Source organism: Halanaerobium sp., assembly GCF_003070835.1.
This window is the reverse complement of sequence record NZ_QBLR01000074.1, coordinates 1-14,525: the sequence shown is the minus strand read 5'-3', so window position 1 is coordinate 14,525 and position 14,525 is coordinate 1. Positions and strand designations below refer to the sequence as shown.

Sequence of the window (14,525 nt, the reverse complement as noted above, 5' to 3'; positions counted from 1 at the left end):
GAGTTCTTCTACAGCTTTAGCAATTAAATCAAGACTGTATCTAACCTGCCCGTAGCTTGCGTGGTGATCAAAAACTGTAGTTACCCCCTGTTTTAAGCCGGTTAAAAAGGCATAAAGGGCGCTGTAATAAACATCATCAGCTTTAAGAGTACTGTCAACCCTCCACCACATCTTCTCTAAAATTTCTAAAAAGTGACGGGGAGGCTGCTCGGTCTTTAAATCCATTCCCCGGGCAAAGGTACTGTAAATATGCATATGGGTATTGATCATCCCTGGCATAATAATTTTACCTTTAACATCTTTAATTTCAGCTTCCGGATACTTAGATTTTAAAAGCTCAGCTTCACCTAAAGCCTTAATCTCTTCGCCATCGATTAAAACTGCTCCATTTTTAATAACTCTATTATCCTGATCATGAGTAATCACTGTTCCATTTGTTAATAAGAGCAAGAAACCACTCCTTTCTTTCTGATTTTTCAGATAGAAAATTTAATAAAATAAATGTACACTACTTTGACTAATAAAACTTCAACCAAAGCTTAAAATCTCTTGCTGAATAAAGATTTTAATCAACACCACAAGTCTAACCCTCAATTTAGTAAAGATAATTCAATTTCTGTGCTTGTATATTGAGGCTGAGAAAAGTTTAACAGCTATTAAGTGTTTTTGACTGAAATAGGAATAAATTTAATGACTCAGATATTTTATTTAATTAAACTTGATGAATATTAAGTTAAATCAGACCTAAGAACACGATGTTCTTAGCTGACCGCAGCACAGGAGGTGCTGATCGGGAAGGAAGTCTGATTTAACGAAAATATGAATCTTAGTTTAATTTTAAAATTAATGCCGGAATAAATTTATCCTATTTCAGGCAAAAATATTGATTCAAAACTTTTCTTAGCCTTTAACCATCTCAGCAGAAATTGAATTAGCCTTTGCTATAATTTCTTCTTCATCAACTCTTGTCAGCTCTCCATCTTCAACCACAATTTCACCATTAACAATTGTATAATCAACTATCTGGGTATCACCTGTATTAATAATTGCAGAAACTGGATCATATAATCCTCCAGCAAAGCCCAGTCTTTTAGAATTGACCATAAACATATCTGCAGCCTTACCTACTTCGAGACTGCCAATCTCCGGCTGTGATAAAACATCGCGGCCGCCATTGGTTGCTAAAGCAAGCACATCTTCGGCAGTAATGGACTTCATCCCGTGGACCAGCCGGTGCATCAAAAAGGCAGACTTCATTTCTAAAATCATATTAGAGGAATCATTGCTGGCACTACCGTCAACACCAAGACCGACCGGAACTCCTTTCTTGATCATCTCCGGTACCTTTGCTGCTCCCGAAGAAAGCTTCATGTTGGAAACCGGACAGTGCGAAACTCCGGTTCCAGTTTCAGCCATTCGACTCAGCTCATCACTGTTTAAATGTACTCCATGAGCATACCAGATATCACTGCCAACCCAGCCCAATTTTTCCATATAGGCTAAGGGTCTGAGTCCTGTCTTTTCTAGAACAAACTGCTCTTCATCTTTAGTTTCTGCCAGATGAGTGTGAGCCTGAACTCCATAGTCCCGGGCCAGCTCCACCGACTCAATCATCAATTCCTCAGTCACTGAAAAAGGCGAACAGGGAGCTAAAGCTACCCGCTGCATGGCAAAAGGTGAGCTGTCATGATATTTTTCAATTACCCTTCTGGAATCTTTTAAAATTTCCTGGTCAGTCTGGACAACCGAATCAGGCGGCAGTCCTCCATCTTTTTCACTTAAAGACATACTGCCCCGGGTGCCGTGGAAGCGAATCCCGATTTCTTTAGCAGCTTCAAACTGATTGTCAATCAAATTAGCAGGCTGTGATTTTGGAAAAACATAAAAGTGGTCACTGGTAGTTGTACAGCCTGTTTTTAAAAGCTCTCCTGCTGCCAGCAGGGTCGAGTAATAAACTGCATCTGGATTAACTCGAGACCAGATTGGATAAAGATATTTAAGCCAGTCAAAAAGTTCTGATTCCTGAGCATCAGGCAGATTGCGGGTCAGAGCCTGATAAAAGTGGTGGTGCAGGTTGACCAGACCTGGAAAGAGAAAATAATCGCGCCCGTTAATTGTTCGGTCCAGTTCTCCTTCAACATCAATTTCTCTACCCATTCGGGTAATTTTTCCATTTTCAATCAGTAAATCCGCATTTTTGAGCCGCTCTCTGTTTCTATTCATTGTTATAATCTCTTTGACATTTTTAATTAAAATTCTGGCCATTTTAGGCACCCCATTCTTCAGCTGCCATCTCAACTGCATCAATTATCTGCTGATAACCGGTACAGCGGCACAAATTTCCTTCCAAAGCTGTTTTTATCTCTTCCTTGCTTGGTTCAGGATTGGTATTCAGTAAGGCCAGAGCTGACATCAGCATTCCCGGAGTACAGAAACCACACTGCACAGCCTGTTTTTCAATAAAGGCCTTCTGCAGTGGATGGAGTCCACTCTTTGACTCCAATCCTTCAACTGTAATAATCTCACTGCCGTCAACCTGAGCCGTGAGCACCATACAGGAATTAACTGCCTGATCATCAACAATCACCGTACAGGCACCGCATTCTCCAACACTACAGCCTTCTTTGGTTCCAGTCAGCTTCAACTGTTCTCTAATTGTATCCAGCAGTCTCTCCTGACTGCCTACTTTTAATTTATGTTTTTCACCATTAACTGTTAATTCTATATCTAACTTAGCCATTATATCCCGCCTCCTCAAGTAAATCTTCAACTGCTCTTTCTACAAGTTTACCGAGAGCAGGCCTTTTATAAGGAGTTGACCATCTTTCTCCAGTAATTCCCACCATCTCATCTGCTGCTATATTTCCAGCTTCAACTGGATCAATTTCAGCATAACTTTTACCTTGCAAATAATCATTGACTTTTCTAAATGGTACAGGAAAAGGTGTTGCCGCTCCAGATGCTACCTGAGCTTTCTTTACTCTGCTATTTTCTACCTCAGCTAAAAGTGTCAGTGAAATTCTCGAAATACTTAAAGCCTTGCGGCGCCCTATCTTTTGATAGCTGCTGTAATATTCACCCTGGGGCATCGCAAAAACTATTTTTTCTAAAACCTCATTCGGCTTAATTATAGTCTGATAGGGCCACTCCACGAAATCTTCGAGTAATACTCTGCGGGCTCCCCCTTTTGACCTCAGGACTACTTCTGCTCCCAGGGCAATTAAGGGTGAAAATGAATCAGCACAGGCTGCTGCATTGGCCAGGTTACCACCAATAGTTGCCCGATTTCTAATTTGAGTTGAGCCAATACTGCTGGCTGCTGCCGCAATAAAGGGCAGTTTTTCCTTGATTTCCGGATTACTTACCAATTCAGCGTGGGTAGTTAAGGCCCCAATTTCTCCTTTTTTATCTCCTAGCTGAATTCCTTTTAGTTCATCTACAGCTGTAATATCAAGCAGATAATCTATTTTTTCAAATTTCTGATCCTGGTGGTGAAGGTCAACCATTAAATCAGTTCCACCAGCAAGGAGTTGCACTTTTTCTCTCTCGTCAAGTATTTCTAATAGTTCATCTAAACTGTAAGCTCTCAGTAATTGATATTTTACCATTATTATTTACCTCCCTTATGCAGAGCATGACCGATTAAAACCCGCTCTAAATTAAGGGGTAGAGAACGAATTCTCTTACCTGAAGCATGAGCTACTGCATTTGCTATAGCTGCACTACCTAATTCTAAGGTCGGCTCTCCGATTGACTTGGCACCAAAGGGACCGTCAGGATCAGGATTTTCTACAATAACCGGTTTAATATCAGGCATATCCTTAATTGTTGGAATCATATAATCATGGAAGTTAGTTCCCTGAATCACTCCATCTCTTAACTCAAGTTCTTCCATAATTCCATAACCTAAACCCATCATAACTCCACCGTAAATCTGACCTTTTACATTTTCAGGATTTATTGCTCGCCCAACATCATGAGCAGCCGCCATATTAATCACACTCAACTCACCGGTTCCGGTATCAACTTCAACCTCAGCTATCTGACAGCCATAAACATAGGTGAAGTAAGGATTCCCACATCCTTTTTCTTCATCCCAGGAAATTGGTGGGGATTTATACCAGCCGTAAGCAGACATTAAAATACCTGTATTCCCCATCTCACCTGTTAAATCAGCAAAGGTTGCCAGTCTATTGCCCTGACCGTCATACAAAAATCCGTCCTTTAATTCCATCACTTCTGCATCTAATTCATATTTATCCTGAGCAAAACTCATAATCCTCTGCTTCAACTTTTCAGCTGCATCTTTAACCGCATTACCACCAATTAGAGTAGCCCGAGAAGCAACAGTTGAACCGCTGTCTGGAGTAAAACTGGTGTCCAGCTCTTTAAATTCTACTTCACTCATTGGAATACCCAGGACCTCAGCTGCCATCTGCGAGAAAATAGTTTTTAAGCCCTGTCCATTTTCTGCCAGACCGCTGTAGACAGCTACACTGCCGTCTTTATTAATCTGGATTACAGAAGCTGCTGCATCAATCGCCTCTGCTCCCAAACTGCAGCCTCTAAAAGAAATCGAAAGCCCAATCCCCTTCTTTTTATCTCCCGACTGCTCTTTAGAATATTCTTCATATTTCTTTTTGTAATCTATGGCCTCTATCGCCTTATCCATAACTTCATTTAAAGAAACAGTATGCCGATCAAGCTTCTGACCACTTGCAGTCACTGATCCCTGCGAATACATATTTCTTTTCCTCAGTTCTACCGGCTCCAGGCCAAGTTCTCCTGCCAGCTCATCCATTAGCGACTCCTGAGCAAAAATAACCTGAGGGGAACCATAACCTCGCATTGCTCCGGTATAGGGGTTATTGGTATAATAACCATAGGTATCAGTTTTAACATTTTCTACTTCGTAGGGCCCTGTCGCCTGGACCACACTGCGCCAGGTTACAAAAGGAGTCTGACAGGCATAACCTCCACTGTCAGCTACAGCTTCAATCTCCATTGCTGTCAGCTTACCTTCTTTAGTCGCTCCAATTTTATATGTTAAGTGATAGGGGTGACGCTTGTAACTTTCAGTAAAAGATTCTTCCCTGCTGTTGACCATTTTAACCGGCCGACCTGTAGCAAGAGCCATCACTGCTGCCCGGGCAGCCATCGCCGAGATAACCTCATCCTTACCGCCAAAGGAGCCGCCGATATGATTTTGAATAACCCTGACATCAGCCAGCTCAACTTCCAGCACCGCAGAAACTGCATTTCTGGTTGCATAAGGATTCTGAATTGAGCCATAGACTGAGACCAGGTGATTTTCTTCATTGGGAACAACCACAACTGCCTCCGGCTCCAGATAGGAATGCTCAATAAACTGTGTTGTATATTCTCGCTCTAAAATTACATCTGCTTCTGCAAACCCCTTTTCCACATCGCCTTTCCGCAGGGGGTGATGGATTACCTGATTATCATCTTTTTCTGAATGTAATTTTAAAGCACCTTCTTTCCGTGCTTCTAAAGGATCAAAAACCCCTTCCAGTTCTTCATATTCAACCTTAATTTTCTCCAACGCTGCTGCCGCTTCTGCTTCACTTTCTGCTACAGCCATCGCCACTCCATCGCCAGCCAGCACTACCTTATCCTCAGCCAGCACCTGCTGATCCTGCACAATAACTCCAAAAAGATTATTGGGAATATCTTTCGCTGTAAATACTCCTTTTACTCCCGGCATTTTTTCAGCCTCAGAAATATCAATTTTTAAAATTTTAGCGTGAGGATATTCAGTTCTCAAAACTTTAGCATAGAGCATATTGGCAAATTCTAAATCTGCTCCAAATTTTGCCTTTCCTGTAACCTTTTCATAGGCATCAACTCTTTTGACACCCTTATTGACATGTTTAAAAGCCATTACTGCACCTCCATAATTAAAATTACCCCATTAAACAGAAGGACTTCCGCCATTTTTGCCGGCCTAAATCACTAATCAAACAAATCCAGCTCAGACAGCCTTCTACTGCCAGCTCTAAATTTGCAAATCAGGAATAGTCACAGCATTTATCTCAATTTTAGTTGAGAGAAATGTTAAAATGGTGAAAGTCCATGAAATAAAATTTACTTAATTTAATTCTTATTTATTATTATATAACAAAATATTTCAAATTAACAGATTTTTATTACAATTTTTTGCTGATTAACAGATTTTTTTCTCATCTTTTTCCGGCAGCAGTAAATTTAAACCAATTGCAATGATAGCTCCAACGGTTATTCCCGATGATAAAACTGTAGAAATAACTTCTGGCAGCTGGGCCACAACGTCAGGTCTAAAGGTTACTCCCAGCCCAAAACTTAAAGCAATTGATAAAATAAAAATCTTTCTATCTGTCAGTCCATTTTTAGTCACAATTTTCATTCCTGAGGTAGCAACCATTCCAAAAAGGGCAATTGTTGCTCCACCTAAAACAGGATTGGGCATTACACTTACTAAAGCTCCAATCTTAGGAACCAGACCCAGTAAAAATAAAATCCCAGCAACTGCTATTCCAACTACTTTACTGCCTACTTTTGTAATCTGGATAACTCCAATATTCTGGCTAAAAGTTGAGTTAGGTAGTGAATTAAAGATGGCTGCAATTGCACTTCCAACACCATCAGCCATAATTCCACCACTGAGTCTTTCTATATGCTGTTCATTTGCTACATCCTCACCTGAAACCTCAGCTACAGCAGTTAGATCTCCAATTGATTCCACAGTAGTAATTATATAGGCCATTACCCAGGGTAGAAGGTGACTTAACTGAAATGACATTCCATACTTAAACGGCTGAGGAATAGTAAACCAGCCAGCATTTGCCACTTCTGCCATATTAACTAGTCCCAGGGGAATAGAAACTATGTATCCCACAATCAATCCAATCGCTACCGCTCCTACTTTAATTAAACCCTTACCAAAACGATTAGCAATAATAATAATAGTTAAGACAAATAGTCCTAAAATTAGATTCTGAGGTGCGCCATAGTTTTCTGCGCCTGCTCCACCACCAAAATCTGTAATACCAACCTCCATCAGACCGAGACCGATTAACATAACCACAGTTCCAGTTACAACAGGTGGAAATATTTTTCTGGTCTGTCTGATAAATCTACTTAAAATCATTTCAACTGGAGAAGTGGCAAGTCCCATTCCTAAAACTAGAGGTAAACCACCCTCACTTGCTGCTGCAATCGCCATCGGCACAAAAGTAAATGAAGTACCATGAACTGCAAGCAGACCTGAGCCCACAGGCCCAATTTTTGTCACCTGAATATAGGTAGTAACTCCCGAGACCATCAGTGCCATACTGACAAAAAAACCAGTTTCCGCTGCATTTAACCCTGCTACTCCAGCAATAATTAAGGGAGGAGTTATAATCCCCACAAACATAGCCAGCATATGCTGCAGTCCCAGTAATAAAGTTTCAATCATTGGCGGTTTTTCTTCAAGTCCGTAAAAAGGTTCATCCTCAACATACATTTCCCGTTTCTGCTCACTACTTTTCTGCATAGAACCTCTCCTTTTTTTATTTTTCTTTACTATTATATTAAGCTTCAAAAATAATTATCCTGCAAATAAATTAAACAAAACAGTCACTAAAAGAAAATTATAGTTGGATACACCTCCTGATTATTCTAAATTTTTAGATAATTAAGCTCAAAAATCTACCTTATACTTAGAATTATTTCCAAGCATCCGGTGTCAAAATTACAAACTTTTAAAAACCTAATAATCGGGGTAAGAACATTGAAATTGGTTCAATAAAAGTAATTGCAAATAAGGTAATTACTTCAACCACAATAAAGGGCCAGATCGCCTTCGATATCTGCTCCAGCGAAAGTTTGGTTATCCCACTTACTACAAAGAGACAGGCTCCAACCGGTGGAGTCATCAAGGCCACATTTAAAGATAAAACCATAATAATGCCAAACTGAATAGGTGGTACACCGATACTAACAGCCAGCGGATGCAAAATCGGACCTAAAATTACAAGTGCAGCTGCAATATCCATAAACATTCCAACTACAAGCATTAATAAGTTAATCATCAGTAATATTACATATTTATTGTTGCTGATCTGCATAAACATAGTTGCAATCTGTTCCGGAACTCTTTCGGAAGCTAAAATCCAGCCCAAAATTGAAGCAGAGGCAATAATTAAAAATACAACTCCAGTGGTTCTTGCTGTCTGCTCTAAAAGTTCTGGAATATCTTTAAGTTTTAATGATTTAAAGACAAATTTGCCGACTATAAAGGCATAAGCAACTGCAATCGAGGCAGCCTCTGTCGGTGTAAACACTCCCGAAAGAATACCACCTAAGATAATGACCGGCATTAAAAGTGCTAAAATTGCATCCCAGAAAGCTACGACCATCTCTTTAATTGAAGAACGCTTTTCTTTTTTGGGATAACCTCTTTTTTTAGAAATATAGCCAGATAAGATCATTAACATCCCACCAAGCAGTAAACCTGGTATAAAGCCAGCTGCAAACAGGCCAGCAATTGAAACTCCCATCAGTGAACCATAAATTACCATCATATTACTGGGAGGAATTGTGGGGCCTATTATTGAAGAAGCTGCTGTTACTGCTGCGCTGAAATCTTTATCATAACCATCTTCAACCATTGCCGGTATCAACATTGTACCAATTGCTGCTGTATCAGAAACTGCAGCACCAGTCATGCCAGCAAAGAAAATACTAGCAATAATATTTGCATGAGCCAGCCCACCGCGTAAATGACCAACCAGTACATTGGCAAAGTTGACCAGACGGTGTGTGATGCCAGATTTATTCATTATCTGACCGGCCAGGATAAAAAAGGGCATAGCCATTAATGTAAACATATCCAGGCCTGCAAAAAATCTCTGGGGTACCATATTAAACATCACCGGCATATCCATCTGATAAATTGCATATAAAGCAACACTACCAATGGTAAAACCGATGGGCATTCCCGCAAATAAAAGCACTAAAAATGTAACTGCAATTAATCCCATCATATTTATCACTCCTGACCCTTTTCAGTTTCAATCTGTACTTCTTTAACTTCTCTTAAGGCTTCATCTACTTCTGTTGCTCCAAGAATATCAGAGATTTCTATTCCTGGTTTAAAAATTAAAATCAGCTGTATTAACTGCTGAATTATCGCCAGAGCACCTGAAACTGGAATACTCATTAAAGGCCAGTACATAGAAATATTTAGGGCCAGAGAAAGTTGACTTTTTGCTCTATCTGCAACCTGATAACCTTTAAAAGTTAAAACTCCTAAAAATACAATGGTGATAATATAAACAATAAAGGTTATTAATTTTGTTATCCGGGGAGGAAACTGCTTAATCAAAAGTTGGATCCCAACATGTTCTTTATCTTTGATCCCGACACTAACTGCCAGCAGAGCAGCCCAGATCATCAAATAACGCGCCAGCTCTTCTGTCCAGCTTAGAGAATCCCGGATTATATAGCGAAAAAATACTCCAGTCAATACTGTAATTACAAGAATTCCGGTTAAAATAATTACTACAAATAAGGTTATTTTGCCCAGCCAATCTCCAAAATCTTCAAGTTTATCAAAGATACCTGTATTATCCAATTTCTCCACCCCTCAACTGAGTAAAAGAGGCAGAATTAATCTGCCCCTTTTCAATTTTAATTACATTCCAAATTTATCCTGAGCTGCTTCAATTGCATCAAGATATTCCTGAGCAAATTTTGAACCTTCTTTACCGTATTCTTCTTCTATAAAGTCCATAGAGGCTGGAATAGATGCGTCTTTAAACATCTGCATTTCTTCTGCTGTAGGCTTATAAACTTCCATCTCTTTCTGTAGATAAGGGAGACCCGCTTCGGAAGCTTCGATTAATCTGTTAACTCCACGGCCTGCTAAGTTAGCAACTCGGGCTGCTTCATCAACTATAACCTGTTCTTCTGGAGTTAAGGAAGCATAAAAGTCAGAATTTAAAACCCAGACATAAGGTGTATACATATGGTTAGTTAGAGTTAAATATTTTTGAACTTCTTCTAATTTACCAATTTTAATGATAGGAATTGGATTATGCTGGCCGTCAACAACACCAGTCTGTAAACCTTTATAAAGCTCAGCCCAGGCAATTGGAGTTGGAGAAGCACCTAAAGAGCGCATAAATTCCATATGAATAGGAATAGTCATTGTTCTGAATTTTAACCCTTCCATATCCGCAGGAGTTCTAATTGGACGTTCACTATTACTCAACTGGAAAAATCCACCTGATTCACCAAAACCAAGCACTTTAAAACCTGTTTTTTCTTCAATATCAGCTGCCATTTTCTGGCCAAATTCTCCGTCATATACTTCATAAGCAACGGAATAATTGGTGATTGAAAAAGGAATATTGACTATGGAGAACATTGGATAAAATGTTGCCATCCCGCCACCAGATGCTATATAACTGTGAGTAACTCCACTCTGAACCTGTTCCATACTTTCTCTTTCATTTCCCAGCACACCATTTGGATAAACTTCTACAGTAATACTGCCACTTGTTCCACTCTCAACCATTGACTTAAATACTTCAGCCATTGCTGCTGTGGCAACTTCTTTTGGCTGCTGAGGGTTTAAGTGGCTGAGCTTTAATACTTTTGTCTCTTGAGCCATAACTGTTAGAGATGCTGTAATCACCATTGCTAAAATTAAAGTAATTATTAATGTTTTTTTCATTTAAATTTCCTCCTTAGTTTGTACTAAAGTTAAAACAGACTCATTTCAACAACTACTAGATTCTTTCTACCTTAGCAGTCCTTCCCATCAGACCTAAAATCAGAGCCCAAATACATTACTTTAATTTTACTCCAGCACCTCCTTATTTATAGGTACCGGGCACTTAGAAATTATTTCCAGCCGGAGGCTTTTATATAACTCAGATTACCCGGCACCTGATAATTTTTACTTACCTCCCATAGTTAAGGTCATTACTGCCTTAGCTGTGTGCAGCCTATTTTCTGCCTCAGTAAAGACAATTGAATGCTCACCATCAATTACAGAATCTTCAACTTCATTACCACGGTCAGCAGGTAGAGCGTGCATGTACATTACATCGTCATCTGCCATTGCCATTCTTTCTTCAGTACACTTCCAGTGTTTATTTGATTCTAAAAGATCATCTATTACTGCGTCATCCTGATTTGTTACCCAGCTTCCCCAGTTTTTAGGGATAACAATGTCAGCATCACGATAAGCTTCATCCTGATCATGTGTTATTTTAAAGGTACCATTATGTTTTTCAGCATTGGCTCTTGCCTGTTCAATTACCCAGTCCGGCATCTCATAACCCTCAGGATAGGCCAGGGTTACATCCATACCATAGCGGGGAAATAATAAAGCCTGAGTTAAAGGTACAGATATCGGCTTTTTGTGGCTGGTAGCATAAGCCCAGATTATTGAGACTTTTAAATTTCTAGTTTCTTTTTTCTTTTCTTTAATAGTCATTAAATCTGCAATACCCTGCATTGGATGATAGAGATCACACTGCAGGTTCATTACTGGAACTTTAGCATGATTTGCCAGTGAGCGCAGATACTTATTTCCGATTTCCCAGACACAGTTGCGGCAGGCAATAGCATGTCCATAGCTGCCCAGGATAATTCCGGTATCTTTGGCAACCTCACCGTGAGAAACCTGCATGGTGCTGGTATCTAAAAAGTTAGCATGACCACCCAGCTGAGCCAGACCGGCTTCCATTGAGTTTCTGGTTCTGGTTGACTGCTCAAAAAACATCAAAAATGCTGTTTTATCTCTTAAGTATGGTGTTGGCTCACCCATTGCAAATTTTCTCTTTAAATCAAATGATACCTCAAGTAGAGTATCAATCTCATCTTTGGTCCATTCCTGCAGTGTTATAAAATCTCTTCCCTTTAATTGAGTTTCCATTAAGTAATTCCTCCTTTGAATTTTGGTTGGTACCTTTGTACCTTTTGTACCTGGTTCAAAAAGGCCTTTTTGAACCAGGTACAAGTGAAATAAAGCACATAGTCTTATTTTTCAGCTTCAGCCAGCAAATTCTCTGTCTCTTCTGGCATCTGATCGGCATATTTTTCTACAAATAGTTTTGGAATCGCAGCATAAATTGCAGCGGCTTTAACTAATTCTGATTTCCAGGTCTTTTCGTTTGGTGCATGGGCCTGATCTTCATGGCCGGGGCCAAATCCAATACAGGGAATTCCATGCCGCCCCATAATTGAAACTCCATTGGTTGAAAAAGTCCACTTATCAACCAGCGGCTCTTCTTTAAATAATTCTTTATAAGCTTCAACTGTAGTCTGACAGACGGGGTGATCTGCTTCGATCAGCCAGGTTGGAAAATAAGCATCAATTGGATATTTAAGACCTGTATAAGAAGGTCTTTCATATTTATACATTTCAACTTCTGCATCTGCCTCATTAACTGCAGGCAGATTTTTAACCTGCTGAACTGCAAACTGCCAGCTCTCTCCAGCAGTCAGGCGGCGATCAATTGAAATACTGCAGCCATCTGCAACTGCACAGCGGGAAGGTGAGCTGTAAAAAATTTCAGAAACAGTTAGACTTCCCTTACCTAAAAAGTCATGGGGAGTTAAATTTGGATGCAGTGCTTTCAGCTCATTAATAATTGGAGCCATCTTATAAATTGCATTATCTCCTCTTTCAGGAGCTGAACCGTGACAGCTGACACCGTGGGTGCTAACTTTCATTTCCATTCTGCCCCGATGACCGCGGTAAATATTACAGGATGAAGGCTCAGTAATTACTACAAATTCTGGTTTAATATCATCTTCTTCAATAATATAATGCCAGCAGAGACCATCACAGTCTTCTTCCTGGACTGTACCGGTAATAATCAGAGTATAATCATCCTCCAGACCCAGATCCTTAATAATCTTACCGGCATAAACCATTGAAGCCATTCCGCCTTCCTGGTCACTGGCCCCTCGGCCGACAATTATTTCATCATCTTCATAACCTTCAAAAGGATCATAATCCCAGAGAGATTCATCTCCCACACCAACAGTATCAATATGAGCATCCATAGCAATTAAATGACTGCCACTACCTATGTAGCCCAAAATATTGCCCATCTCATCAATCTCAATCTTGTCAAAGCCTACTTTTTCCATTTCTTCTTTTATTCTCAGTACTACCTCTTTTTCTTCACAGCTTTCACTGGGTATTCTGATCATATCTCTTAAAAATGCACTAATTTCTGAACGATAACTTTCTGCTTTTTCCATTATTTGATCAAATTCTATCACTTAGCTGGCACCTCCATTAATTTAATATATATTCCCAAACAAGCACTGTTAAAATACTTACCCAAATGCCCTCACGTTTAAAGGAATTATGGTTTAAAAATTAGGTGGTGTAATTGCTGAGATAAAGTGCAGATCTTCTTCACCAATACTCCTAATTTTATGAGGCAAACTTGCTTTATAATAAATACTATCCCCTTTTTCTAACTCATATTCCTGATCTCCAATTTTAATATACATTTTCCCCTGCATAACAATAGTACATTCTTCGCCCAGGTGATTTAAGGGTTCATCAGTTGTTTCTGCTCCTGGCTCTAAAGTTGCTTCTATAACCTCCATATCTCGATTTAAATCTGGAGAAAGAAGCTCAAAGGTTAGATGAGAACCTGGGAAATTCAGTATTCGACGCTCATCTTTACGGACTACTGCATTATGACTTTCTTCTTCAATTAGAAAATAGAAAATTGGAACCTCAAGCGCCCTGGCTATTTCTCTGAGTGCAGTAATTGATGGTTCCGCCAGACCTCTTTCCACCTGGCTTAAATAACTTGAGGTTTTTTGAATTTTCTCTGCTACATCATTTAAACTCATCCCTCTTGCCTGACGTTTTTTTCGAATTCGCTGGCCCAGCCTGATATTATCACTCATCACTGGTCACACCCTTTTCAGCAAAGATCTTAGTTAGTTTCTTCAGATCCGGTTCAACCTCGATTGGTTCACCAGCTGCCCGGCGGGCATTTTTGACATCTTTAAGACCGTTTCCGGTAATTACAACTGCTGCACTCTCATCTGCTTTAACAATTCCTGCTGCAGCTGCTTTTTTAAGTCCGGCCATTCCTGCAACACCTGCCGGCTCACCAAAGATTCCGGTCTTTTTGCCCAGAGTTCTCATCATAGACAGAATCTGATCATCACTTACATTGATCATCTCACCTTCAGAATCTCTGACTGCTCTGACTGCCTTTAACCAGTTGCGGGGTTTACCAACTGCAATACTGTCAGCAATTGTATTTTCAGCTGTAACTTCCAGATCATTTCCGCTGTTAAAGGCTTCTGTAATCGGTGCACAGCCCTCAGCCTGAACCCCTAAAAGTTTTGGGATTCGATCAATAAAACCAATTTCCTTTAAATCATAAAGTCCCTTATAAGCTCCCGCGATAGTACAGCCATCACCAACAGAAAACACAAGCCAGTCCGGCATCTCCCATTCCAGCTGCTCAGCCAGCTCTAAAGAAACGGTT

General features: G+C 39.9%; 13 protein-coding genes. All 13 read right to left on the bottom strand.

Annotated elements, in window-relative coordinates:
- Positions 1-450, bottom strand: a 450-nt coding sequence (locus CI949_RS09365) for an amidohydrolase family protein (protein WP_290765592.1), incomplete at its 3' end; no start/stop codon positions are given.
- Positions 451-900: 450 nt separating this feature from the next.
- The gene (locus tag CI949_RS09360) at positions 901-2,265 is read right to left on the bottom strand and encodes an 8-oxoguanine deaminase (RefSeq protein WP_290765589.1); all 1,365 of its coding nucleotides are present in this window, start codon (positions 2,263-2,265) and stop codon (positions 901-903) included.
- Between the two features lies 1 nt (position 2,266).
- Positions 2,267-2,740, bottom strand: coding sequence for a (2Fe-2S)-binding protein (locus tag CI949_RS09355; protein ID WP_133529689.1), 474 nt, complete (start codon positions 2,738-2,740; stop codon positions 2,267-2,269).
- Positions 2,733-3,608: a xanthine dehydrogenase family protein subunit M gene (locus tag CI949_RS09350; RefSeq protein ID WP_133529688.1), complete on the bottom strand. Its 876-nt coding sequence runs from the start codon at positions 3,606-3,608 to the stop codon at positions 2,733-2,735. Before CI949_RS09350 ends, CI949_RS09355 begins: the two co-directional genes overlap by 8 nt.
- 2 nt (positions 3,609-3,610) lie before the next feature.
- Positions 3,611-5,902 (bottom strand): xanthine dehydrogenase family protein molybdopterin-binding subunit, encoded by a 2,292-nt coding sequence (locus tag CI949_RS09345; RefSeq protein WP_133529687.1) that lies wholly within the window; start codon positions 5,900-5,902, stop codon positions 3,611-3,613.
- 282 nt (positions 5,903-6,184) lie between these two features.
- Positions 6,185-7,534, bottom strand: a complete 1,350-nt coding sequence (locus CI949_RS09340; protein ID WP_243733900.1) for a uracil-xanthine permease family protein — start codon at positions 7,532-7,534, stop codon at positions 6,185-6,187.
- A gap of 208 nt (positions 7,535-7,742) precedes the next feature.
- Complete coding sequence (locus CI949_RS09335) at positions 7,743-9,026, bottom strand: TRAP transporter large permease (protein WP_133529686.1); 1,284 nt, start codon at positions 9,024-9,026, stop codon at positions 7,743-7,745.
- A 5-nt stretch (positions 9,027-9,031) separates the two neighbouring features.
- A complete protein-coding gene (locus CI949_RS09330) occupies positions 9,032-9,616 on the bottom strand; it encodes a TRAP transporter small permease (RefSeq protein WP_166637094.1) in 585 nt (194 codons plus the stop codon).
- A 60-nt stretch (positions 9,617-9,676) separates the two neighbouring features.
- A complete protein-coding gene (locus CI949_RS09325; protein WP_133529684.1) occupies positions 9,677-10,720 on the bottom strand; it encodes a DctP family TRAP transporter solute-binding subunit in 1,044 nt (347 codons plus the stop codon).
- Between the two features lie 225 nt (positions 10,721-10,945).
- Positions 10,946-11,929, bottom strand: a complete 984-nt coding sequence (locus CI949_RS09320; protein ID WP_108138236.1) for an ornithine carbamoyltransferase — start codon at positions 11,927-11,929, stop codon at positions 10,946-10,948.
- Between the two features lie 104 nt (positions 11,930-12,033).
- A complete protein-coding gene (locus CI949_RS09315) occupies positions 12,034-13,284 on the bottom strand; it encodes a YgeY family selenium metabolism-linked hydrolase (RefSeq protein WP_166637098.1) in 1,251 nt (416 codons plus the stop codon).
- Between the two features lie 96 nt (positions 13,285-13,380).
- On the bottom strand, positions 13,381-13,932 hold the full coding sequence (locus CI949_RS09310; protein ID WP_133529755.1) for a cupin domain-containing protein: 552 nt from the start codon (positions 13,930-13,932) through the stop codon (positions 13,381-13,383).
- A partial coding sequence (locus tag CI949_RS09305; RefSeq protein WP_290765573.1) for a pyridoxal-phosphate dependent enzyme occupies positions 13,925-14,525 on the bottom strand: 601 nt, incomplete at its 5' end. The genes CI949_RS09305 and CI949_RS09310, both read right to left, overlap by 8 nt.

What these genes read in the sequence shown, in the direction of transcription:
- CI949_RS09350 (WP_133529688.1), bottom strand. Translation starts at nt 3,608, where the DNA reads ATGGTAAAATATCAATTACTGAGAGCTTACAGTTTAGATGAACTATTA.
- CI949_RS09310 (WP_133529755.1), bottom strand. Translation starts at nt 13,932, where the DNA reads ATGAGTGATAATATCAGGCTGGGCCAGCGAATTCGAAAAAAACGTCAG.
- CI949_RS09360 (WP_290765589.1), bottom strand. Translation starts at nt 2,265, where the DNA reads ATGGCCAGAATTTTAATTAAAAATGTCAAAGAGATTATAACAATGAAT.
- CI949_RS09335 (WP_133529686.1), bottom strand. Translation starts at nt 9,026, where the DNA reads ATGATGGGATTAATTGCAGTTACATTTTTAGTGCTTTTATTTGCGGGA.
- CI949_RS09340 (WP_243733900.1), bottom strand. Translation starts at nt 7,534, where the DNA reads ATGCAGAAAAGTAGTGAGCAGAAACGGGAAATGTATGTTGAGGATGAA.
- CI949_RS09320 (WP_108138236.1), bottom strand. Translation starts at nt 11,929, where the DNA reads ATGGAAACTCAATTAAAGGGAAGAGATTTTATAACACTGCAGGAATGG.
- CI949_RS09355 (WP_133529689.1), bottom strand. Translation starts at nt 2,740, where the DNA reads ATGGCTAAGTTAGATATAGAATTAACAGTTAATGGTGAAAAACATAAA.
- CI949_RS09345 (WP_133529687.1), bottom strand. Translation starts at nt 5,902, where the DNA reads ATGGCTTTTAAACATGTCAATAAGGGTGTCAAAAGAGTTGATGCCTAT.
- CI949_RS09325 (WP_133529684.1), bottom strand. Translation starts at nt 10,720, where the DNA reads ATGAAAAAAACATTAATAATTACTTTAATTTTAGCAATGGTGATTACA.